This window comes from Bacillus sp. FSL R7-0672, from assembly GCF_038601465.1.
Taxonomy (GTDB): domain Bacteria; phylum Bacillota; class Bacilli; order Bacillales; family Bacillaceae; genus Bacillus; species Bacillus pumilus.
Genome location: NZ_CP152010.1, coordinates 1302066 through 1323856 on the forward strand (window position 1 = coordinate 1302066; position 21791 = coordinate 1323856).

Sequence of the window (21791 nt, forward strand, 5' to 3'; positions counted from 1 at the left end):
ATCTATTATCAGGACCTCTATTCAAGCTATAGAGATAAAAGATCTGCTTCCAATGTTTTTTCTAAAAGGACATCAGGCGCAGTTAAATATAAAAATCCATTTCCGACGAGGGCTTTAGATTGCTTCAGTGGAAGGGTTCTTCTGACAAGCTGAGCATAGACCTCAGGCTCTGTCAGCTTGCGCTGGAACGCTTCTTCTTCGGCATTTTTAATAATGGCTAGTGCACCGCTCACGTGAGGGGCAGCCATTGAGGTGCCTGTGAGTCTGCCATATTTATGGTTAGGAAGAGTGGATAAAATGTCTTCTCCTGGAGCGACGAGGTCGATTTCTTTATTGGCGTTGGAGAATTCAGAGGATTCTCTTGCAAGGGAGACAGAGCCGACGGCAATGACTTCATTGTATGCTGCAGGGTAGGAGAATTCTTCTGTACGTTCGTCCCCGTCCCCTTCATTTCCTGCTGCGCACACAACAAGTACACCGCTTTTCACAGCATTTTGAATGGCTTCCTGCAAGGCGGACTCATTGCTTGGACCACCGAGAGACATAGAGATAATATCCACCTTCTGCTCAGCGGCATAGTTGATGCCATTAATGATCCATTCGTATTTCCCGCTGCCATTTTCACCGCCAAGAACTTTCACGATCAGCAGCTTGGCTTCAGGGGCAACCCCTAGAATTCCGCCATTTTGATCTGTTGCTGCAATCGTTCCTGCTACATGGGTACCATGCCCGTTGTAGTCTTTTACATTTTCAGCATCTCCATTGTCATCATCGGTAAAGTTCTTGCCTCCGATAATCTGATCTTTTAAGTCGGGATGCTCTGTGTCACAGCCTGTATCAAGGACAGCAATGGTTATGCCTTTTCCTTTGAAGCCACTTGACCAAAGTTCGGGTGCTTTAATCTCCTGAATACTTTCCGGCGTCTCTTTCGCTTCCATCACATTGGCTTTTACTTCATACGGAATTAAGCGAATTTCACCTTTCATAAGAAAGCCCTCCTTATTTTGTTTTCAAAGTAGATTCAGGCTGCGTAATGTTATTGTATAAAAGAAACTTTTGATCGGAAAGGGTCAATTGTAATAATTTTTCAAATAATCAATCTATTATCAAAAGTGCAGTTCTCCTCACTTCTTGACGAAAGAACTCAACTTTTGAGGAAAACTCTTGATATCATATGAAAAAGAAGGAAATGCTGCATAGTGAGCTTGCACCTGTATAGATGAAAATGGGTGAAAAGGACTAAAAGAGGCAAACTACATAACAATGAAATCAGGAGATGATAAATAGAAGGGAAGGAAGAGCACAAGCGAGGGGCGAATGATTGTTTTTTTATGATAACGTTATATAAAATAAAATGTAAAAAGTATTTGACATTTATCGGAATGATGCTATGATTTTAAATGTAAAGAGTTTTTTACATTTTGATGGAGAGGGGACGAATAAATGGATGTTGTAAAAATTTTGTATTCAGTTATATTATTACTGATCGGACTGTTCATCTTTATTGCACCAATGATTCAAAAAGGTGATGAGAGAAAGAAATTTATCTACTCGAAAGCTCAATCCTATGCTTTTATGGTGGTAATCGGTATACTGGTATTAGAAGTCGCACAGGCCATATTTTTAATGATTCAAGAAAAAAATTCTTATAAAGGTTTTGGAGTTTCCCCTATCATGTTTTTGACTCTGATCTCAATCATATATTTGTTTTCATTAATCATTTACAGAAAAAAATATGGTGATTAAATGCAAAATCATATTAGAGAACTCAGAAAATCTTTTAAATTATCCCAAGAAGAACTGGCTAAACGTTGTAAGGTCTCAAGACAAACCATAAATGCCATTGAAAATGATAAATATGATCCTACTTTACAATTAGCCTTTGACATTGCAACTGTTCTGGATACCACAGTAGACGAGCTTTTTGACAATAATCCTAAAACGAAATAAATAAAAAGCCTCAAGAAAGAGGCTTTTTTTGTTGAGCATCTATTCAATTTGATTTCTCTGTATTTCGTGAGATTGAATGACTATGTTTAAAAATTGATGAAAATGAATACAGCTTTATTAAATATGTGTTCCTTTTTTAAGTAAAAAAAGACGTGAAGTTTGTGACTGTTCCAAATGGGAAAGGCAACATATAATAATGGAAAGACAAGCTTGCCTTTCAGATAGGAGAGATAGAGATGAACAAAGGGAAGATACTCGTAGTCGAAGATGAAAAGAAAATTGCAAGGGTGCTGTCACTAGAGCTTGAATATGAAGGATATGAGGTGACAGTCAAAGAGACAGGAATGGATGGACTCAAGGCTCTTGAAGAGGAAAGCTTCGATTTGGTGCTGCTTGACGTCATGCTTCCAGAATTGAGCGGTCTTGAAGTGCTGAGAAGGGTTCGAAAGACAAATACAGCGACACCTATTATTTTGATAACAGCAAGAGGGAGTGTGCCTGATAAAGTAAGCGGCCTCGATCTTGGGGCGAATGATTATATTACAAAGCCTTTTGACATAGAAGAATTATTAGCGCGAATTCGTGCGCAGCTAAGGTTGAATATTCATGCGCAAGAAGAAAAGGAAACAGAGCTTAGCATAGCAGATTTGACCGTCAACGAGAAAACAAGAGACATACAAAGGGCCGGGCAAATGCTTGAGCTCACACCGAGAGAATTTGACCTGCTTGTCCACTTGCTGAAGCATCAGCAGCAAGTGCTTACAAGAGATCAGCTTTTAACAGCCGTTTGGGGCTTTGATTACTTCGGTGACACAAACGTAGTGGATGTCTATATTCGTTATTTAAGGAAAAAAGTCGATTACCCATTCGAAAAACAGCTGATTCACACAGTGAGAGGTGTGGGTTATGTGATGAAAGGATAAAGAATGAGATTAAAAAATAAAATTCAGCTTTATACATCGTTGTCCTTGTTTTTAATGGTGCTGCTATTTCATACAGCCATTTATTTTATTTTTTCGATGACCTTAACGCAAAAAGATATGTCCCGGCTGTCTGAGGTCGCTGAAAATATTGCCATTGCCTTAAAAAAATCAGAAGAAGAGGGTCTTCCATCCTCGGAGCTGCTGAAAGCGTACCTGCCCCAAAATGGTATGATCCGTGTCGTGACAGAAAAGGGTGAGTCAAAGTTGACTGTCACAAAGGAATCAACGTTTAGCTCACTGCCTTTTACATATGAAACTGGTCAGACAGCAGAAATAAAAGAATACAACAAGCATATGATTGCGTTCGCTGCGATTCCGGTCATTTGGACAAATGGAGAGATTGTGTCGCTTCAAGTATATGAAGAAATCGAAAATACGGAAGAGAATTTGGCGTTATTAAGAATGATTTTAATCGCTGCTGGCGTTTTAATTATAGTGCTTTCCTATTTTGCTGGCCACATTTTAACAAAACAAATCGTACGCCCTATTAGTAGAATGACGAGCACCATGAAGGCAAGTATGAAGGAGAAGGCGTTTAAGCGAATCAAACTAGCAGGGGATTCAAAGGATGAATTGTATCAAATGGGACAAACCTTTAATGAAATGTCAGAAATACTCGAGAAGCATTATGAGAAAGAGCAGCAATTCTTGCATGATGCCTCTCATGAATTGAAGACACCGATTACCGTCATTATGAGCTACAGCAATTTACTAAAGCGCTGGGGACAAACACGTCCAGAGGTTATAGAAGAATCCTCTCAAGCGATTCATGATGAAGCGAAAAAAATGAAAAGGCTGACAGATCAATTATTAACACTTGCGAAAAATGGTCAGCCGCTTTACTTGGACATGAGGCCAGTTGATCTTGGCCATTTATGCAAGCAGATATGCCATACACTTGAAGTCGCAACGAATCGAACCATTGATCCTGATGTGCAAACAGATCAGCCGCTCGTCGCTGAGGGGGATGAAGAGAAAATCAAACAGCTTTTGACCATCTTGATTGATAATGCGGTCAAATATAGTACAGAGCCAGTTGATGTGACCTGCGGATGGAGAGGAGAGAAGCCGTATATTTCAGTCGTTGACCATGGAATTGGCATAAAAGAAGAGAATCTTCCGAAAATCTTTGACCGCTTTTTCCGTGTGGATGAAGCAAGAAACAGTGAGACCGGCGGAACGGGTCTTGGTCTTTCAATTGCGAAGCAAATTGCAGAAGAGCATGGAGCTGAGCTGATGGTAGACAGCCGAATCGGCGAAGGGACAACCATGACCATTCTTTTCCCGAAATAAATGGGTCTTTTCTCATCAATTTCTCATTTCCTCCTTATAAAATAGGAAATAGGAAGGAGGCGCTGCATGTCTAGAAAAACGAAAATGGTGCTTGCGCTTGCAGGATGTCTCGTCGTTGCAGCCTTTGCAATGCTCATGATTCAAACCATTGATCAAAAAATATTAAGTGAAGCAGAGATCAAAAAAATCATCGCAAAAGACTACAATGGAAACATTACAAATATTGATTTAATCAATCATAAACAGGACTATACCTTGACCCTGGAAAATTCAAATGGGATCTATCAAATCATTGTATCCTCCGCAAGCGGTCAAATGAAAGAAATCAAGCAGTTAAAAAGCTATCAAAAGCCAAATGAAAAAAATGCTGAGCTTCTGGCAGAAGAAGCGGCTGTTAAAAAAGTGAGCGGTACGGTCATTCAAAAGAAAGAAAAGTCCGATCGTTTTATCTTTACGATCCAATCAAAAAAAGAATTATATCAAGTCGATGTCGATAAGCAAACGTTTAAGGTGCTTGAAGCAGAAAAGAAAAACCCGACCTCTAAAGAAAAGAAAATGACAAAAATCACGGTCGAAGAAGCCATCCGAATTGCAGTAAAAGAAGTCGGAGGGACAGTGGATGATGCCGATCTTGAAACATTTAGCGGTATGCTCGTATTTGAGGTGGAGCTGGATTTGCCTGATGGGCGAGAGGCAGAGGTGCTTGTGAACGCATATACAGGGGATATAGAAGGAATTACGTACGAAAACTAATCCTTTTCTCATGATTTTCTCATGTTTCTTTCCTTCCTTTATCATCTTGTTTCTTTAAGATAAAGGAGAAATCAAATAGAGGAGGACATGAACATGATGAAAAAAGTACTAGTAATTACAGCATTAACAGGAACTCTTGTCGCAGGTGGTTTCACACTTCAAGCGCAAAATACAAATCAAACAGCACACGCGGAGCAAGTGGTGCAAAAGAAATCTTCGTTTGTCTCAAAGAAACAAGCAGAAAAAGCAGCCCTAAAAGTGGTGAAAGGGTATGTGGACGATGTGGATCTTGAGCGTAAAAAAGGAAAATGGGTGTACGAGGTCGAGATTAAAAAAGGCGGCTTTGAATATAAAGTATATGTCGATGCCAAAACAGGAAAAGCGTTGAATGATCCAGTCAAAGAAAAGAAACAAAATGTGAAAATCACTAAAAAGCAGGCTGAACAAATTGCCCTTGCAAAAGTAAAAGGAACAGTCACAGATTCTGATTTAGATAAAGAAAATGGTGTGTACTTATATGAAGTCGAAATCACCACACCAAACGGCGAGGAAGTTGATTTTGAGATTTCCGCTAAAACAGGCAAAATCCTGAAGCAAGAATGGGATGATTAATACGCCAGCAATCCTAAGATAAATTTGTATGCGGTCTGAACCGATGGTTCAGACCGTTATTTTTGCCTAATTGATTGTATACAAGTACAAATGAATATCAAACTGAATAGCGTACTTCCATGTATCTGTACACCAAGCATGTTAATGCTTTCAGCGTGTAGACAAACCCTCGCATTCGGTGTCAGTCCTGCGTGCTGGTGCTCACGAATGTCAAATTCGCTCCGCTCCAGTACTCGTCCTTCCTAGACTTCAAAGGTTTTCTATCACGCTGAAAAGAAGACAAAGGGCTAAAATAAAGATCATTTTACCCTTTGTCAACAATCTGCAAGCATGTTAATGCTTTTTATATTGATTGCTTATCATTTCAGTTGTTCTTAAAAACGTCTCAATCTCTTGAATAGTATGACAATGGAGAGGTGATATTCTAATAGCCCCTTTCATTCCAAAGGAATCCAGCATCCTTTTAGAATAAATGCTTGTATTCAACCTTTCATATACGATCACACCGTGCTGTTCATATTGTCTTACTGCATCCTCATGGTTTGTTCCTTCTATCGATATGGCTACGATGAAATCTTTTTTTGATAAATCATGGTCATCAAGATGCACGGTAACTCCTTTGATTTCTCTTAGCCCTTTTACGTTGGGTGTCCCGTCTAGCATTATTTTTAATAAAGACCTTTCTTGTTTTCCGATAGCTTCCATACCTGCTGCGAATAACTGTCGTCTGGCATTCACTGTTGTAAAATGACCTCCAAGCCAGCACACATAATCAACAATTGCGCTAATAGCCGCATAATGAGCAGGTGCTGGAGTTCCTAGACCCCATTCAGTTTCTTTCTTTCCTTTTAACTTATGATGAGGGAGAAGAGCAGCTCTTTCCGATAAATAAGCAATCCCGCAGCCTCTAACACCAAAAAATTTATATGGGGCAAAATTTATCACATCCACAGGTGTTTTTTCAATATCAATTAAACCATGAGGTGCATGTTGAACGGCATCAACCATGATAAATAAGTTTGGTTTCTTTTTTCTTGCCTCTTGTACAATTTGTTCAATGTCTAAAATAGCACCAGAGATATTCGAAGCATAGATGACGCTTAGAAGAACAGTATCTTGATCGATTAATGCCAAGATGTCTTCTACGTTCACTCCACCTGTTAAAGGATTAGACTTGGCCACTCTCAGCTCTTTGTTTAATTTATTTGCATAAAAACTAGCTGCGTCATAGGCTGCTGGATGTTCTAAGGATGTTGTGACAATATTTGTTCCTTGAATATGTTCTGCAATGATACCCGTAGTTTGAAAGATAGCCTGTGATGCTGTCAGATATGTGGCGAAGCTTCCTTGTTTCACGTTAAAAATGGTTTGAAGATCAACAATCCCCTTTTTATGGATATCAATCAAGTGTTTTGCAGTTTTATGATTTCTTTCAGAACAATCTGGGATGCCATCAATGATTGAAAATATATGATTTGCCTGTTTTAAACGAAGAGAGCCACCTGCATTGTCAAAAAAAAGTCGTTCCTTTTTTAGGATAGGATCCTCATCAATATATAAAAATTGTTCTCTTACTTTTTTTAATAAATCATTTGAAAAGTGCATGTTCAGTGTAGTTTCGTTCATTATCATATCCCCCAATATTCAATTTTTATACTTAGTATTATACATTGTGTTATCAATCAATGGCTGTACCCTAATCAGAGAGATCTTTTTTTTGTAAACAATCATTCATTTTTAGCTATAGCGACGGTTATCAGTGCATTGCCAATGGTGACATTCGCCGCACCTTTATGAGTTCAGCCGTTTTGTACTAATCACTTCTTACACTTTCATGTGTAAGGTTTTTTCATTGGGACAAACTACGGGAAAGGAGGCGAGAGAATATGAAGAAAAAAGAAGAAGAGCAAACAATGGACCATGCGGAATATGTTCCGCATCCTGACGGAGAAGGATATGCTTTGTTTTTGCATGATTCCTTTCATCTCCTCTCCCAAGAGGATATGAATCAGCCAGAAGAGGAATAAAAGACATGAAAGGGCGATGGTCTACTTTGTCTATCGCTCTTTTTTTCAAAAGTAAGCGAATACATAAGGGAAATTGGCATCTTGCTTATTGACATCACTGCGCTTTTTCTGTAATCTCAGTGTGTCAACAATATGAGACTTCGTTAGGTGAGGCTCCTGTATGGAGATACGCTGCTGCCCAAAAATGTCCAAAGACGCCAATGGGTCAACAGAAATCATCGACATAAGGTGATTTTTAATGCAGCTGGATTTTTCCTATGCCATACAGTGCTAAAGCTCTACGATTGAAGGAGCAAGTGTTTATTTGTCATGCTTACAAAGCGCCTTCATTCGGTTGAAGGTGCTTTTTTATGAGAAAAGGAGGTGTGGGGATGGATCATCCCGATTCGAGACACATAGAGGATATGTCAAAAGATCAGATTGAGACATCAGATAGAGGAGATCCTGACCCCCGCACATTCTAAGGGATTCGGGTATCTCCTGACTTTGGGGAGGTAAGAGCGATGATACAAAATATTACGTATGATGAACTCATTTTACGCATCATTATTTTACTAAGAGATGGAAAACGAAAAGAATTTAAAAACATCATGGAAGAACTTCAGCCATATGATATGGCCTACTTATTTAAAGAACTTCCAGAGAAACACCGCGGCCGCTTCCTCAGCTTTTTACCAGTCGATGACGTGACAGAAATGATGGGTGAGCTGGAGCGGGAATATCAAGAAATTGTTCTTGAAAAAGTAGGGAAAGACAAAGCGACCTTCGTCACAAACAAAATGGATAACGATGATCTAGCTAACTTGTTTGATGAGATGGAGGATGAACTAAAGGATCAGCTTTTATCTAACATGGAAGCAGAGGAATCAAAAGCCGTCCAGCTTCTTATGAATTATCCTGCTGAGACAGCGGGACGGATCATGACCAACCGTTACGTTTGGATTCCTCAGCATTTTACAGTGCAGGATGCAGTTGTGAAGCTGAAAAGCTTTGCTGAAATTGCGGAATCAATCAACTATTTATATGTGATTAATGATCAAAAACAGCTTGTAGGCGTTCTCTCATACCGGGATCTCATTTTAGGTGAACCGGATGAAAAGGTACAGGATCTCATGTTTACAAGAGTCATTGCCGTTGGAGCCTTTCAGGATCAGGAGGAAATCGCAAAGCTGATTGAACGATATGATTTCCTTGCGATTCCTGTTGTGGAAGAGAACAATGTTCTAGTCGGAATTGTTACAGTCGATGATATCATTGATGTTGTGATTCAAGAGGCGGGCGAAGACTATGAAAAGTTTGCTGCCTCTGGTAAAGATATCACGTTCGATACGCCGGCATTTGTGGCGGCATACCGCCGTCTTCCGTGGCTCATTTTACTCTTGTTCATTGGGCTGATTTCAGGCAGTATTTTAAATTATTTTGAAGGTACCCTTCAGCAAGTCGTTGCTTTAGCGTTCTTCATGCCGATGATTGCCGGGATGACAGGGAATACAGGGACACAGTCTCTTGCCGTCGTCATTAGAGGGCTTTCAAAAGAAGAATTAACGAAAAAAACCATCATGCGTCTTATTTTTAGAGAGCTGAGAACGAGTATTTACATTGGGATTGTGTGTTCCATTATTATTACAGTCGTCGCAATGGTGTGGCAGGGCAATATGATTTTAGGTTTTGTTGTCGGTTCCTCGCTGCTTGCAACACTGATTATTGGGACTATGGCAGGTACGGTCGTACCGATTATTTTACACAGATTAAACGTGGACCCAGCTATTGCATCTGGGCCGCTGATCACAACATTGAATGATATTTTATCCTTACTGATCTATTTTGGAATTGCAACAGCATTCCTTCATACACTGATGTAGCAAAAAGACTGTAAAACGTGACGTTTTACAGTCTTTTTTGAATAAAGATTGCATATAGCGCTTCCATCCTTTACATTTTAAGGAGAAGGTGGGAGAGAAAAATGAAGAAGTTTTTATTCATTTTAATGTGCATTGTAATTGTATTGCTAGGTGCATGTTCAAGGGAAGACGAGGGGAAAGACAGAAGACTGGTGGCAGCAGAGCATATGATTGAAGCGATTACCGAAGGAAATAAACAAAAAATAGAAAACATCTATGTTGAAGGCGCTGTCCCAAGTCCAAAAGACATTCTAAAAATGAAAAAAGAATGGGGCATAGAGACACTTTCTTATGAAGATTTTCAATTGGAAGAAGCCAGCATTCACGTCTTTCGTGCGAATTACGAAGATGAAAAAACAGGGGAGAAAAAGGCACTGGCCATGCGGGTCATAGAAGATCCTGAAAAAGGCGGTGTACGGATTGACTTTGTAGGGCTCGTTGAAGGAACTGATGCTTCCTCTCAATGAAAGTTAAAATGATTTTATTTAAAAAGGATAGAAGAGCTGAAAGAACTTTGCTCTATCTATCCTCTTTTTTACCACAAATGACCTGATCACATATGAGTTATGCCCAATAATTCCATAAACCGTGAGAGGGCACTGGTCATGTACGAATCGCGGCGCCTTATAAACACAGTGGGCACGATTCTATGTGGTTCCGGTAAAGGATGACAGGTAAATTTGCCTTGCACCCGAGATTCGACCATAGATTTTGGTAATACGGTAACCCCTAGCCCGTTTTCGACGCATTTAAGCACGCCCTCTAAAGTGCCATATTCCATTACCTTCATCGGAGCAAAGCCATTGCTCTCTAACCATCGTTGCCAACGCCCCAAATAGATGCAATGCGCAAATGACGAAAGCAATGGTTCATGCAAAATTGATTCTACCTGGAATTCCTCCTGGGAGTAGCTTGTAATGAGAACAAGAGATTCTTCCAATACCGGATATTCAATAATGTCGGGATGAAGAATAGGCCCATCAACCAATGCACCATCTACCTTGTAGTTGAGAATAGCATGAACCTGATCTACAGTAGGTGCCATATACAAGCTCAATTCTACTTGTGAAAATGTCTTGTGATATGCTGCGAAAATGCTGGGCAATCTTGTCGAAGCAGTAGACTCTATAGATCCAATGTGCAAAGTTCCCCGCGGAGTAGAGGAAAGCTTTACGGCCTCTATCGCTTCTTCAAAATCGTAGAGTAATTTGTTTGCATATGGCAACAATTCACGCCCTGCAGGCGTTAAGGATATCTTTTTGTGATATCGATAGAAAAGAGGAACACCTAATTCTTGTTCAAGACGCTGGATTCGTGCAGTGACATTGGACTGCACATAATTTAATTTCTCAGCAGCTTTTGTAACGCTTTGTTCAATAGCTACTGCTTTAAATATCTCCAAAGATTTAATATCCAAAATAATGCTCCTTTTTGCATCACAAATTGTGATGAACTATACACTATTTTTTGATTTTACGTGATCCAATAGAATAAGTAAACTTAATAATATAAGAGGTTGATGCTCATTGTGTCCCTTGGTGTCTGATCATGAGGAGGAGAATTTGCGAGGTAGGGAGTTTTAGCTTAGGAAAGATAAAAAGACGTTTTCAAGTAAATGAGGAGGGAATCTATTGATTTCAAAGGTTAATATCCAAGAGAAATTTTCGCAAATAAATGATTATTGGAATCCAAAAATAAGCGGAGAGTTGAACGACTCATACATGAAAATGGTAAAAATTAAGGGTGAATTCATTTGGCATCACCATGATGACGAGGATGAAATGTTCTTTGTATGGAAAGGAAATCTAGTCATCCGTTTTAGGGATAGAGAAATAGCGCTTAATGAAGGAGAGTTTCTTGTGATTCCAAAAGGAATTGAACATCAGCCAATTGCTGAAGAAGAAGTTCATTTGCTCTTAATTGAACCAAAAACGACTCTAAACACGGGGAATGTGATCAATGAACGAACTGTTTCGATTCCTGAACGAATGGATAAACGCTAGATCGCCTGCACTTAACAATATACCTAAACGCTATTTGATATAGTGTTGTTTCTTAGAATGAAATGTTGTTGCACGCCGCCTGAAAAAAGTAAATTTAAACTGATGTCCTTGCTTATATAGCTTATTTCACTTAATAGGATTTGGCATTGTGTTCAAATTAAGATAATGTTGAAAGAGCGTTGGAATGAGTAATAAATAAGGGGATAAAGCAGTGAATGAATTTTATAACGCGTTAACATATGTAAATAAAATGTTTTATGAACCCAATCGACTGTCCTTGAAAGCTGTCCGAGAAGAAGTCCAAAATTCGAATTATGGAGCTGGTGTGTTTCAGCTAAATTCAAAGTCGATTAGATTTAGAGTGGCAAAAATAACGCCTACTAAGATAGGACAGTTTGTTGCTTTTTGGGAAAAGGATGAGGAAAATAAAAACCAACCTTTTTCATATGAAAAAGCTATGGATTTATTGGTGATCAATACCTTTACTAGTGAAAATGATTTTGGTCAATTCGTTTTTCCAAAAGAAGTTCTTGTAAAACAACATATTCTTAAAACAGATACGACTAAAGGAAAAATGGCCATGAGGGTTTATCCTAGCTGGGATAAACCTGCTAGCATACAAGCTATCCAAACGCAGAAATGGCAATTAGAATATTTTGTTGGCACGAACAATACAAATCGTTTGCCAACACAAGAACTATTAAAGCTATACTCTCACTAAAATAGCTCTAAGCTGTAATTGGTTTCCAAGGGCTTTGGTTTGATAACGGAGACAGCAAAAAAAGCTGTCTCTTTTTCATTAAGCCATGACCAAAAATCAAGTGCGAACAAAGCCTAAAAGAGTCAGCTAAACTTTATTTGTTTATCGATTTTTGTACCTGAAGTGTGCGTTAATTTGACCTTCCAGCATTTTTTTCTTATATTGTCCGCTTTTTAAGGCCTGTTCCTTTTTCTTCATGTCTTTCAAAATCTCCGCTGTTTGCACACCGTCTTCTCGTTTGTTGGCAATGTCCATTAATCGTTCTACATCAGAAAAAGAATATTTACGCGTGCCTCTTGTTGAGCGCTGGGGGTAGATGAGTCTGCGTTCCTCATAATATCGGATTTGCCTGACGGATAGCCCTGTTAATTCACTGACAATCCCGATTGAAATGACTTTTTTATCTTTATAAGATACATCTTCCTGCGTCATATACTCACCCCTGCAAGTCTTTTCTTCATATTATACAAAATGACAACGAAAAAAACCTATCGTTTGTTAGAAAATATAACACAAAAACATAAAAGTGAAAAAACGATGGAAGGAAAGTTGACAACATATGTGAAGTGATTGCTACGCATGAATATAATGATGATGAGTTGAAATAGGAGGAGGAGCATATGATGGAGCAAACACGGATCATCTGTATGGCAAAAGAAATTATCGCATTAGATATGAAGAGGGATGAATTACTGGAGCGATTCATGCAGGCTGCAGGTCAGAATGCGCATGCTCTTCTAAGAGCTGTACAAAATGATTTGTATAAAAGGTCTTCATAAGCACCTGCTCCAGATCAATTGATAGGGGGGATAATCGGTGCGGCGTATCTTAACAGAAGCTTTAGCAAAGGAAAGACATTATTATACGAAGCAGCTCTGTTCATTGGGAGTGTACAGCCCTAGTGCGGCCAAGAACATGACAATTAGTGACTTAAAAAAAGAGTATCACTTCTATTTCAACAAAACAGAGCGTGATTTGTAAAAATCCCTTGAAATGTGCGTATGTCACATAAAGGGTTCTTTTTTTGTGCTCAATATTATAGCAATATTGAATTTTGTAGAAATTTGACGAATACAGTGTAAAGAAACATAGAGTCCTTACAGATTATGTTAAACTGTGTCGTATCTTGATGGTTTGCTAAAAAACCTTTTTTTCGAGATGATTGTGAAAAATAAGAAGGATTTTAAAAGTTTATATCGAAATCTTATACATAACACGAATGGAGTCACTTATGTGGTTGAAAGGGTTTTCAAAAACGTACTTCTATTTTTTACGAAAGGCTCCAACTGCACCGCAAGAAAGCCTTGAAGTTAAAAAAATATTATAAGAGGTAGATATGTGATGAGACTATCGTTTAATGAAGAAGAAGTAGAACGTTCAATGACACTTTACAAGGTATTTGCAAGAGCATTTAAAAGCGTTTCAGAACACAGCATTAGAGACAGCAAAGAGCATGGATTTAATCCAACTGAATTTGCGGTTCTTGAATTGCTGTATACGAGAGGTGCTCAAAAACTTCAGCAAATCGGCTCAAGACTCCTGCTTGTCAGCGGGAATGTGACGTACGTAATTGACAAATTAGAACGAAATGGTTTCATTGAAAGAGAGCAGGACCCAAAGGATAAACGGTCGGTTTATGCCCATTTAACGGATAAAGGGCGCAGTTATCTTGATAAGATTTACCCGATTCATTCTCTCCGGATTGCGCGTGCCTTCTCTGGCCTCTCGCGAGAAGAACAAGAACAATTGATTAGTCTATTGAAAAAAGCAGGTATTCACAGTCAACATTTATTATTTAGATAGAACGAAAAGGTGCCATGATTGGCACCTTTTTTATGTGTCCAGCTGATGCGCTGGATAGGCAATGAATTTTTCGATATCGTTTGCTGGAAGGGGCTTCGCATAATAAAAGCCTTGCAAGTCGTCACATCCTTGCGCAGATAAAAGCTGCGCCTGCGCAAAGGTTTCAACACCTTCTGCTATGACCTCGAGAGATAGTTGATGTCCCATCGCGATAATGGCACCTGTAATCTGTTCAGATTTCGAATCATTTAAAATATCTTCAATGAAGGACTTGTCGATTTTTAGTCGATGAATGGGCAAATCCTTTAAATAGCTTAAGGAGCTATGCCCTGTACCAAAGTCATCAATACTAATGCGAACGCCCAGATGTTTCAGTGAGGTCAGCACTTGTTTTGATTGCTTGATATTGTCCATTGTCATACTTTCTGTGACTTCAAGCTCGAGCAGTGACGGTGTCATATCGTATTTTTTCAGTGTCAGCTTAATCAAATCAATTAAGTCTTCAGAATTGAATTGTTTTGCAGATAAATTGACAGCCACGGGAATTTTCAGCCCGTTGTCATACCACGTTTTAGCCTGCCTGCATGCGGTATCAATCACCCATCTGCCAATATCAATGATCAGTCCTGATTCCTCTGCCAGTTCAATAAAAGCCTCGGGTGATTTTAACGAACCATCTGGTGCTTTCATTCTTAGAAGAGCTTCTACGCCAGTCATCTGTCTTGTTTTCGCACTCACTTGCGGCTGGTAGTGGAGCACAAACTGTTTTCTTTGAATGGCATCCCGTAACTCAAGCTCTCGGTTCAACCTGTCTTCACTTGATCTTTCCATTGATTCGGTGAAAAACTCATAACGGCTTTGCTTATGTTTTTTGGATAAATACATCGCCATATCGGCTTTCCTCATTAACTCCATCCCATCTTTGCCATTTTGAGGTGAGATAGCGATTCCAATGCTGATAGAAGTAATGAGCTGATGATTCTGGATGAAAAAAGGACGCTCAAATTGCCGAATGATATTTTGAGAAAGCTGTTCAATTTTCTGTGTGTCATGCCCCATGTCAGGGAAGATCATTAAAAATTCATCCCCGCCTAGTCTGGCTATAAAGCCGTTGCCTGGTAAACATTGCGTTAGTCTGTTTGCAGCTGCTTTAAGAAGTAAGTCCCCTATGTTATGACCAAGTGCATCATTAATAATTTTAAAACGATTCAAATCAAGAAACAGAACAGCCGTCGATGTTCCTGTCTCTTCTTGAGCGGAGAGAACATCACTTAAATGGTTGATGGCGTGGCGCCGATTAGGAAGCTCAGTTAACGCATCATAATGTGCCATGACATGAATTTCTTTTTCTGCAATCCGCTGCTGCGTTAAATCTTTTAAGACAAGATAAATACTGTCAAGCGTATTGTTGACATGAACAGGTATGTAAGTGACATGATAATAATAAAAGCGATCTGCTGTTTTTAGTTCTGCTTCACGTGTGATGGCTTTTTTTGACTCGTAAATAAATTCTTCCCACGTGTCAGTCGGCATGACGTATTGGCTGACATCATCACCAATCCAAGAATTGCACATTTTTAGGATTTGTTTACCTGAGTCGTTCGCAGAAAGCACCTTTCGATTGACCGATAACACGATAATGCCATCGATATTATGTTTGATGAGCGATTGGAAACGCTGTTCATTTTCCTTTAGCTTATCCGCCTGCTTCATGATTCGGTGATCTATATAGGCACCAAAAATCATCAGTGTTTGAACAATCAGTGTCATTAAGCCGATGAAAATCGACAGACTGAATGGTGATAATTCAAGAGAACCACCCCCATAGGACTGTCCGTCTGAATGAAAAAACATAGTAGAAGCAGCCATACCGGTATAATGCATGCCAGAAACAGCCCCGCCCATCACGAGTGCACCAGCTATTTTTAACAGATGATCCTCCTGCTTTTTCCCGGTTCGATGGAGCCGAAAAAAGAGATGAAGCGAAAAGAAAGACGCTATCGCAGCAATGAAAAAAGAAAGAAAAAAGAGGACTGGATCATAGCTGATTGAGACATTGGCCATTGATTCCATTCCAAGATAATGCATGCTGCAAATAGCTGAGCCCATGGTGATTGAACTAATGAGCAGCCGTCTTGTGGAGAGCTGCTCTTGAATGCATATTGTGAATGCGATCAAGGACCCGACAAAAGATGCCAAAATCGATAAAATGAGCAAGGGTGTTTCATATGTGATGCCAGCACGCATGTGAAATGCCATCATGCCGATAAAATGCATCGACCATATCCCCATTCCCATGATCATGGCACCAACGATCAGCCATACCTTTTTCTTTACACCGCTTGACTGAGCCACTCGGCTGGCTAATTGAAGAGCTGAGTAGGAGGCGGCAGCGGCGACTGCGATTGACAGAAAGACAAGCCATCCATTGTAGCTTCCTGTTAAATGGGTCATGTAAGAAAACCTCCAGTATCTTAAAACAGACGTATACCTAATATATCGGATCGAATGGCTTCTGTGTTCACTTTTCCTTCACTTAAATACCACAATCAACGTTTTTTTCACTTGTCTTTTATAGTAAAATCAAATTTAATGTAAAAAAACGACGAAAAGTGAATCGTTTCTTCGGTTTTATTCGTTTAATATATGTGCGATTCTAAAAGAGATAGAATCAGTTAAACGATTATGTGTGAAAGGGATTGATAAACATCGAAGATTTTATTATTTCTTTAGCTGATGCCTTTAAGAACTTGTCGTACTTTGGCATCTTCCTTGCATTATGTATTGAATTTGTTCCTGCTGAAGTGGTTCTGCCTCTTGCGGGTTACTGGGTCTCAGAAGGGGACATGGCCTTCATTGGTGTTGTGGCAGCCGGCTCTATTGGCGGCGTGGCTGGTCCTTTGACCTTGTACTGGTTAGGACGTTATGGCGGTAGACCCTTTTTAAATAAATATGGGAAGTACTTTTTTGTTAAACCGGAGTCGCTTGATAAATCGGATGCCTTCTTTGAAAAGCATGGTGGATTCGTCGCTTTTAGCGGCCGGTTTATTCCAGGAGTCAGAACGCTTATTTCCATCCCGTGCGGTATTGCCAAGATGAATGTGTGGGTCTTTTGCCTGTACACGTTTTTAGCGATTACGCCTATTACATTTGTATATGTGTATCTTGGATTTGTGCTCGGGGAGAACTGGAAAGAGGTTGGCGCAATGTTAGATCCATATCTTCTGCCGATTGGGATCGGGATTGTGTTGTTGTTCGTGATGTATATATGGCTGAAACGTAGAAAAAGAAAAGCAGAAACACCAACTGCCTAATCACTGGACACAAGGTGAAAGTCCCCTGTTGACAATACAGTGTCTATTGATTAAAATATAAGTAATCTAAATATTCTTATATCCCACCAAAGGGGAGTAGCGTCCGGTTTTTACCGGAAACAAAGTCGTCATTACATGGACTTAAGTTCCATCGGCTTTGTTGGCATGATTCTACATATCACATGTCTAGCAAGACCTTTGCCAATACAGGCAAAGGTCTTTTTTGCATTCATAAGCCTTTGTCTGTTGTGGGACAATAGATAAAAAACAAGGAGGAATGATGATGGATGCAGCAATTATTTTAGAGTACGGGTGGGTTCTTCTCGTACTGATTGGATTAGAAGGGATTTTAGCCGCTGATAATGCGCTGGTCATGGCTGTGATGGTGAAGCACCTTCCAGAAAAGCAAAGGAAAAAAGCATTGTTTTACGGACTTGCGGGTGCGTTTGTCATGCGATTTGGTTCCCTGTTTCTTATTTCGTTTTTAGTGGATGTGTGGCAAGTTCAAGCCATTGGTGCAATTTATCTTCTTTATATTTCCATTCACCATATTTTAAAATCGCACGTATTTAAGAAAAAGGAATCAGACACAAACATGAAGCAAAGCGGCTTCTGGGCAACAGTCGTAAAAGTCGAGCTTGCTGACATCGCTTTTGCTGTCGATTCCATCTTGGCGGCGGTCGCATTAGCCGTAACTTTGCCGACAACAAGTCTTCCGCAAATCGGTGGACTTGATGGTGGTCAATTTATTGTCATTCTTTTAGGTGGTATCATCGGTCTGATCATCATGAGATTTGCAGCGACTGTCTTTGTGAAACTGCTCAAAACAAGACCGAGCCTAGAAACAGCAGCCTTTGTCATTGTCGGATGGGTTGGTGTGAAGCTCACGCTTTACACACTGTCACATCCAGCCATTGGTATCGTGTCCTCTCATTTTATTCATTCAACATTATGGAAAGTGATTTTCTGGACAGTGCTTCTCGCAATTGCAGCATTTGGTTGGTTTTTATCAAGTCCATCAAGAAAAGGCGGGCAACAAAACAAGGAAAAACAAGAGGGACGCCTAGAAGAGTAGGTTTTTTGAAAGAAATATCATTTCATTTTCATAACACGTATATTACAAATAAGGGGGAGATACCCCCTTATTTCTTTGCTTTTAGACGAAACATTGTAAAGTAGATGATGATATACATGTCATAATTGAGTAACAGGAAATGAATTCCTCATTTCTTCCTTTGCGCTTCCCTCATAAATTAGCTATCATAAATGAGTAATATAGGGAGAACTGAGGTGAAACCATTGCTTAGCCTTTTGTTTAAAAAAGGAAAGAAAAAGCAAACATTAGAGCAGTCGGCTATCAGTATTCAACAAGGTGATATCGAGCTGCAAAATGCATTAATAGAGCAATACAAACCATTTGTCGCTAAGACGGTTTCATCCGTTTGTAAACGATATATAGATGAAAAAGATGATGAATTCAGCATAGGCTTAATTGCCTTTAACGAAGCGATAGAAAAATACTCTGCCGAAAAAGGAAACTCACTCCTTGCTTTCGCAGAATTAATTATTAAAAGAAAAGTGATCGACTATATTCGAAAAGAAGCAAGAAATGCGCCAACGGTTCAAATGGACCTGCAAGAAAGTGAAAATGGCGAGTACTCTCAAAGCATGATTGAAGCAGAGCTGTCTACAAATGAATATAGACGTTTAATTGAACAAGAACACAGAAGAGAAGAAATTGAACATTTTAAAGAACGATTGAAAGTATACGGCCTCACGTTTCAAGAGCTGCTTGAACATTCACCAAAGCATGCAGATGCAAGGCAAAATGCCATTAAAGTAGCTCACACACTCGTTGAACACGATGAGCTCAGAACCATTTTATTTCAGAAAAAACAATTGCCAGTCAAACAGCTTGAAAAGCTAGTGGAAGTCAGCCGCAAAACGATTGAGAGAAATAGAAAATATATCATTGCGATGGCGATCATTATGACGGGTGATTATGTGTATTTGAAAGATTACCTTAAAGGGGTGCTTAATTCATGAGAAGAGGCATTATAGTAGAGAAAAACAAAAAATATGTCACGCTGCTGACCCCTGATGGACAATTTCTGCGGACAAAATATGAACAGCAAGATTATGAAATCGGTCAAGAAGTGACATTTCCGAATGAATCACGTCTCGAAAGAAAAAAAGCCGGTTTTTTTGACTTGCTTCGTTTACGTCCATTAAATGCAGGAATCCTATCAATCGCAGCGATTATTGTCGTGATTTTTACTATGATGCCATCTTTCTCAAGTCAAAAAGCATATGCATATATGACGATTGACATTAATCCAAGCTTTGAACTGAAGCTTGATCACAATTATCAAGTGATCGGTGTCACACCACTGAATAAAGATGCGAGACAAGTACTGGCTAGTATGAAGGATTTAGAAAAAAACGACATGACCAAAGTCGTGCAGGAAATCATAGATGACTGTGACAAAAAAGGTTATGTGAACAACTCTAAGAGCATTTATATTTCAACGGTTTATGAAAACAAGCAGGACCATACATATAAAACCAACGTCAAAAGTAAAATTAACACCATCTCTGGTGAATATCAAAAGCGCGATTACAAGCTAAAGACTGTAGAAAGTGACCTGGAAACAAGAGAAAAAGCTCAAAAGGCAGGAATTTCAACAGGCACATATATCAGAAATCAAGAAATGCAAGATAAAGAACAAGAAGACATTCAAAAGGATGAAGACGCAGCAGAGAGTGACGCTGTTAAAGAAGAAGAGCCTAAAAAAGATGATGTAGATCAAGCAGACAAAGACAAACAAGAAGACGTCAAGACAGACGATAGCGAAGAGATGAAGCCAGATAAAGAGGCTCCTGAAGCTGAAGACAAAGAGCAGAAGGATCAAGAGAGGGAAGAGCAAGGATCTATTCAAAAGCCTCACCAAACAAAACCTGATGATAAAAACAAAGACAATCAAATAAAGGTAGAAAAGGATCGCTCGATCGATAAAGAACAAAAAAAAAATCACTCAACGGAACCTGGTGACAAAAGGAATCCAAACGGCACATCACGTGGTGGTGCTGAAAAGCACGCAAAAAAAAACGCCAGGGATCAGAAACAGCCGTTCACTGAACGAAAAAAAGACCATATGAAGAAGCAAGGAAAAGGTGCACCGTCCCCGTATCGTGAGAACCGGTATGAGCACACATATGAACAATAAAAAAACGCCAGAATAGCTCCGGCGTATTTCACCATGTTTTTATTTAGATTGATTGCCCATTTGTGATTGAGCCTGTTGAACGAGTCTTTTTGTAATTTCACCGCCAACAGAACCATTTGCACGTGCGACTGTATCTGAACCGAGAGTCACGCCAAATTCTTGAGCGATCTCGTATTTAAATTGATCTAATGCTTGTTCTACTCCAGGAACAAGAAGCTGATTTCGATTTGCCATGTCCATATTCCTCCTTTCACCTCATCTTTGTTGCGCCTTCTTATTTTGAAGAAAACGGCGTACAATTATGCTGGCAATTGCTGCACAAAAAAACCGAGGTGACCTCATCACCTCGGTTTTCTTTTATCCTTATTTAGCTGCCTGCAGCGTATTAAACATCATTTCTTGCGCTGTACTTTGCAAGTGGGAAGTGAACACAGAGAAGACGGTAGAACAGATAATGCCTTTAATCAAATTCCATTGATTCTTCGTTAATTCTGTAAACTCTTCATGGAGCATGTCTGTCTGCTCCTCAGTCATTTCTCGTAAATTTGTTTCCTTTAACGGAAAATGTGTATGGTGATAAATAAAATCTAGGACGTGCGCATATGCTTCATAAAAACGGATTGGACTAATAATATCATCTGTTCGATCTGTGATCGTGTTAAATAAGGCAGATAAGATCATGCGAATGGCATCAAAGTCAAAAACTGATTTTAAATCCCTGACTATTAATAAAATAATGACCTGATCAATGGAGTACTTCTTGCCAAGCTCTGGATGACCAATCATATCTTTAATATCACGCTTGATCCAATTTTGAATCGCCGTCGATTTAAGAGACGTTAGCTCACACAAGTTGCCAAGCTCAACAATTTCATTTGTAGAAAGACCGTGCTCTGATTTTTGCTTCCGCCGTTCGAGCTTTTCAAAAAACGAAGGGATTTTTAACTCATCATATTCATGATCCTTATCGCCCTTTACAGATAGATTCAAAAGCTGAAGCGGAGTCAGATCTCCCTCTCCTTTTAGAGAATATAGAAGTCTCGTCATGTCAATTCTCGTTAATTTAAAAGTCACCATGTTCCACCTCATTTGTACGTCAAAAACGTGATTATTGATCTAATTCAACATCATAATCTCTTTTTGATGAAAATGCAAAATAAACTAA

Annotated in this window: 25 protein-coding genes and 2 riboswitches; of the genes, 18 read left to right on the forward strand and 7 right to left on the reverse strand. The window is 39.4% G+C overall.

Annotation, left to right across the window (positions count from 1 at the left end):
- Window positions 1-26 precede the first annotated feature (26 nt).
- On the reverse strand, window positions 27-986 hold the full coding sequence (locus MKY18_RS06375; protein WP_113767584.1) for a S8 family peptidase: 960 nt from the start codon (window positions 984-986) through the stop codon (window positions 27-29).
- A 457-nt stretch (window positions 987-1443) separates the two neighbouring features.
- Here MKY18_RS06375 and MKY18_RS06380 point away from each other — a divergent pair, with 457 nt between their 5' ends.
- The 6 genes from MKY18_RS06380 (at window position 1444) to MKY18_RS06405 (ending at window position 5591) form a co-directional block, all read left to right on the forward strand.
- Window positions 1444-1746: a hypothetical protein gene (locus MKY18_RS06380; RefSeq protein ID WP_065097134.1), complete on the forward strand. Its 303-nt coding sequence runs from the start codon at window positions 1444-1446 to the stop codon at window positions 1744-1746.
- Complete coding sequence (locus MKY18_RS06385) at window positions 1747-1950, forward strand: helix-turn-helix transcriptional regulator (protein WP_050945187.1); 204 nt, start codon at window positions 1747-1749, stop codon at window positions 1948-1950.
- A gap of 236 nt (window positions 1951-2186) precedes the next feature.
- Entirely contained in the window at window positions 2187-2873 is a 687-nt protein-coding gene (locus MKY18_RS06390) for a response regulator transcription factor (RefSeq protein ID WP_106067721.1), read from the forward strand.
- Window positions 2874-2876: 3 nt separating this feature from the next.
- Window positions 2877-4226: an ATP-binding protein gene (locus tag MKY18_RS06395; protein ID WP_106067722.1), complete on the forward strand. Its 1350-nt coding sequence runs from the start codon at window positions 2877-2879 to the stop codon at window positions 4224-4226.
- Between the two features lie 66 nt (window positions 4227-4292).
- The gene (locus MKY18_RS06400; RefSeq protein ID WP_106067723.1) at window positions 4293-4979 is read left to right on the forward strand and encodes a PepSY domain-containing protein; all 687 of its coding nucleotides are present in this window, start codon (window positions 4293-4295) and stop codon (window positions 4977-4979) included.
- A gap of 93 nt (window positions 4980-5072) precedes the next feature.
- Window positions 5073-5591: a PepSY domain-containing protein gene (locus tag MKY18_RS06405; protein ID WP_003211816.1), complete on the forward strand. Its 519-nt coding sequence runs from the start codon at window positions 5073-5075 to the stop codon at window positions 5589-5591.
- Window positions 5592-5924: 333 nt separating this feature from the next.
- Here MKY18_RS06405 and MKY18_RS06410 read toward each other — a convergent pair whose 3' ends face one another.
- Window positions 5925-7217 (reverse strand): aminotransferase class V-fold PLP-dependent enzyme, encoded by a 1293-nt coding sequence (locus MKY18_RS06410; protein ID WP_185106978.1) that lies wholly within the window; start codon window positions 7215-7217, stop codon window positions 5925-5927.
- Window positions 7218-7477: 260 nt separating this feature from the next.
- On the opposite strand from MKY18_RS06410, the gene MKY18_RS06415 reads away from it, so the two are divergent.
- The 3 genes from MKY18_RS06415 (at window position 7478) to MKY18_RS06425 (ending at window position 9986) form a co-directional block, all read left to right on the forward strand.
- Window positions 7478-7618: a hypothetical protein gene (locus tag MKY18_RS06415; protein ID WP_003212346.1), complete on the forward strand. Its 141-nt coding sequence runs from the start codon at window positions 7478-7480 to the stop codon at window positions 7616-7618.
- Window positions 7619-7750: 132 nt separating this feature from the next.
- Window positions 7751-7914: riboswitch (M-box (ykoK) riboswitch) on the forward strand.
- Window positions 7915-8121: 207 nt separating this feature from the next.
- Window positions 8122-9480 carry a magnesium transporter gene (mgtE, locus tag MKY18_RS06420; RefSeq protein ID WP_003212108.1) on the forward strand — a complete coding sequence of 453 codons (1359 nt, stop codon included), beginning with the start codon at window positions 8122-8124 and terminating at the stop codon, window positions 9478-9480.
- Window positions 9481-9581: 101 nt separating this feature from the next.
- Complete coding sequence (locus tag MKY18_RS06425; protein ID WP_065097138.1) at window positions 9582-9986, forward strand: hypothetical protein; 405 nt, start codon at window positions 9582-9584, stop codon at window positions 9984-9986.
- Between the two features lie 86 nt (window positions 9987-10072).
- On the opposite strand, the gene MKY18_RS06430 is transcribed toward MKY18_RS06425, so the two are convergent.
- Window positions 10073-10936: a LysR family transcriptional regulator gene (locus tag MKY18_RS06430; protein WP_065097139.1), complete on the reverse strand. Its 864-nt coding sequence runs from the start codon at window positions 10934-10936 to the stop codon at window positions 10073-10075.
- Between the two features lie 214 nt (window positions 10937-11150).
- On the opposite strand from MKY18_RS06430, the gene MKY18_RS06435 reads away from it, so the two are divergent.
- Together MKY18_RS06435 and MKY18_RS06440 are read left to right on the forward strand one after the other, a co-directional pair.
- Window positions 11151-11522, forward strand: coding sequence for a cupin domain-containing protein (locus MKY18_RS06435; protein WP_080772912.1), 372 nt, complete (start codon window positions 11151-11153; stop codon window positions 11520-11522).
- Between the two features lie 211 nt (window positions 11523-11733).
- Entirely contained in the window at window positions 11734-12243 is a 510-nt protein-coding gene (locus tag MKY18_RS06440) for a MepB family protein (RefSeq protein WP_106067725.1), read from the forward strand.
- 141 nt (window positions 12244-12384) lie between these two features.
- Here the strand turns inward: MKY18_RS06440 and MKY18_RS06445 are convergent, their stop codons facing one another.
- Complete coding sequence (locus MKY18_RS06445; RefSeq protein WP_012009715.1) at window positions 12385-12714, reverse strand: MerR family transcriptional regulator; 330 nt, start codon at window positions 12712-12714, stop codon at window positions 12385-12387.
- Between the two features lie 191 nt (window positions 12715-12905).
- Here MKY18_RS06445 and MKY18_RS06450 point away from each other — a divergent pair, with 191 nt between their 5' ends.
- The 3 genes from MKY18_RS06450 to MKY18_RS06460 all read left to right on the forward strand — a co-directional run bounded on the left by MKY18_RS06450 (window position 12906) and on the right by MKY18_RS06460 (window position 14085).
- Window positions 12906-13061: a hypothetical protein gene (locus tag MKY18_RS06450; protein ID WP_095117785.1), complete on the forward strand. Its 156-nt coding sequence runs from the start codon at window positions 12906-12908 to the stop codon at window positions 13059-13061.
- A 37-nt stretch (window positions 13062-13098) separates the two neighbouring features.
- Window positions 13099-13263 (forward strand): hypothetical protein, encoded by a 165-nt coding sequence (locus tag MKY18_RS06455; protein ID WP_044138874.1) that lies wholly within the window; start codon window positions 13099-13101, stop codon window positions 13261-13263.
- A gap of 357 nt (window positions 13264-13620) precedes the next feature.
- A complete protein-coding gene (locus tag MKY18_RS06460; RefSeq protein ID WP_088004396.1) occupies window positions 13621-14085 on the forward strand; it encodes a MarR family transcriptional regulator in 465 nt (154 codons plus the stop codon).
- Between the two features lie 30 nt (window positions 14086-14115).
- On the opposite strand, the gene MKY18_RS06465 is transcribed toward MKY18_RS06460, so the two are convergent.
- The gene (locus MKY18_RS06465) at window positions 14116-16539 is read right to left on the reverse strand and encodes an EAL domain-containing protein (protein ID WP_185106976.1); all 2424 of its coding nucleotides are present in this window, start codon (window positions 16537-16539) and stop codon (window positions 14116-14118) included.
- Between the two features lie 245 nt (window positions 16540-16784).
- Here MKY18_RS06465 and MKY18_RS06470 point away from each other — a divergent pair, with 245 nt between their 5' ends.
- The 4 genes from MKY18_RS06470 (at window position 16785) to MKY18_RS06485 (ending at window position 20626) form a co-directional block, all read left to right on the forward strand.
- Window positions 16785-17399 carry a DedA family protein gene (locus MKY18_RS06470; RefSeq protein WP_003210834.1) on the forward strand — a complete coding sequence of 205 codons (615 nt, stop codon included), beginning with the start codon at window positions 16785-16787 and terminating at the stop codon, window positions 17397-17399.
- Between the two features lie 79 nt (window positions 17400-17478).
- Window positions 17479-17586: riboswitch (yybP-ykoY riboswitch) on the forward strand.
- A gap of 96 nt (window positions 17587-17682) precedes the next feature.
- Complete coding sequence (locus tag MKY18_RS06475) at window positions 17683-18474, forward strand: TerC family protein (protein WP_065097142.1); 792 nt, start codon at window positions 17683-17685, stop codon at window positions 18472-18474.
- Window positions 18475-18689: 215 nt separating this feature from the next.
- A complete protein-coding gene (gene sigI / locus MKY18_RS06480; RefSeq protein WP_034662939.1) occupies window positions 18690-19445 on the forward strand; it encodes an RNA polymerase sigma factor SigI in 756 nt (251 codons plus the stop codon).
- Window positions 19442-20626, forward strand: coding sequence for an anti-sigma factor domain-containing protein (locus MKY18_RS06485; protein WP_185106973.1), 1185 nt, complete (start codon window positions 19442-19444; stop codon window positions 20624-20626). The genes sigI and MKY18_RS06485 overlap by 4 nt, the downstream gene beginning before the upstream one ends.
- 39 nt (window positions 20627-20665) lie before the next feature.
- Here the strand turns inward: MKY18_RS06485 and MKY18_RS06490 are convergent, their stop codons facing one another.
- Both MKY18_RS06490 and MKY18_RS06495 read right to left on the reverse strand, forming a co-directional pair.
- Entirely contained in the window at window positions 20666-20860 is a 195-nt protein-coding gene (locus MKY18_RS06490; protein WP_003211343.1) for an alpha/beta-type small acid-soluble spore protein, read from the reverse strand.
- 129 nt (window positions 20861-20989) lie between these two features.
- Window positions 20990-21703: a DUF1836 domain-containing protein gene (locus tag MKY18_RS06495; RefSeq protein WP_065097144.1), complete on the reverse strand. Its 714-nt coding sequence runs from the start codon at window positions 21701-21703 to the stop codon at window positions 20990-20992.
- Between the last annotated feature and the right edge of the window lie 88 nt (window positions 21704-21791).

Coding starts and splice junctions, on each gene's coding strand:
- MKY18_RS06375 (WP_113767584.1), bottom strand. CDS start 986: ATGAAAGGTGAAATTCGCTTAATTCCGTATGAAGTAAAAGCCAATGTG.
- MKY18_RS06380 (WP_065097134.1), top strand. CDS start 1,444: ATGGATGTTGTAAAAATTTTGTATTCAGTTATATTATTACTGATCGGA.
- MKY18_RS06385 (WP_050945187.1), top strand. CDS start 1,747: ATGCAAAATCATATTAGAGAACTCAGAAAATCTTTTAAATTATCCCAA.
- MKY18_RS06390 (WP_106067721.1), top strand. CDS start 2,187: ATGAACAAAGGGAAGATACTCGTAGTCGAAGATGAAAAGAAAATTGCA.
- MKY18_RS06395 (WP_106067722.1), top strand. CDS start 2,877: ATGAGATTAAAAAATAAAATTCAGCTTTATACATCGTTGTCCTTGTTT.
- MKY18_RS06400 (WP_106067723.1), top strand. CDS start 4,293: ATGTCTAGAAAAACGAAAATGGTGCTTGCGCTTGCAGGATGTCTCGTC.
- MKY18_RS06405 (WP_003211816.1), top strand. CDS start 5,073: ATGATGAAAAAAGTACTAGTAATTACAGCATTAACAGGAACTCTTGTC.
- MKY18_RS06410 (WP_185106978.1), bottom strand. CDS start 7,217: ATGAACGAAACTACACTGAACATGCACTTTTCAAATGATTTATTAAAA.
- MKY18_RS06415 (WP_003212346.1), top strand. CDS start 7,478: ATGAAGAAAAAAGAAGAAGAGCAAACAATGGACCATGCGGAATATGTT.
- mgtE (WP_003212108.1), top strand. CDS start 8,122: ATGATACAAAATATTACGTATGATGAACTCATTTTACGCATCATTATT.
- MKY18_RS06425 (WP_065097138.1), top strand. CDS start 9,582: ATGAAGAAGTTTTTATTCATTTTAATGTGCATTGTAATTGTATTGCTA.
- MKY18_RS06445 (WP_012009715.1), bottom strand. CDS start 12,714: ATGACGCAGGAAGATGTATCTTATAAAGATAAAAAAGTCATTTCAATC.
- MKY18_RS06450 (WP_095117785.1), top strand. CDS start 12,906: ATGGAGCAAACACGGATCATCTGTATGGCAAAAGAAATTATCGCATTA.
- MKY18_RS06465 (WP_185106976.1), bottom strand. CDS start 16,539: ATGACCCATTTAACAGGAAGCTACAATGGATGGCTTGTCTTTCTGTCA.
- MKY18_RS06475 (WP_065097142.1), top strand. CDS start 17,683: ATGGATGCAGCAATTATTTTAGAGTACGGGTGGGTTCTTCTCGTACTG.
- MKY18_RS06485 (WP_185106973.1), top strand. CDS start 19,442: ATGAGAAGAGGCATTATAGTAGAGAAAAACAAAAAATATGTCACGCTG.
- MKY18_RS06490 (WP_003211343.1), bottom strand. CDS start 20,860: ATGGCAAATCGAAATCAGCTTCTTGTTCCTGGAGTAGAACAAGCATTA.
- MKY18_RS06495 (WP_065097144.1), bottom strand. CDS start 21,703: ATGGTGACTTTTAAATTAACGAGAATTGACATGACGAGACTTCTATAT.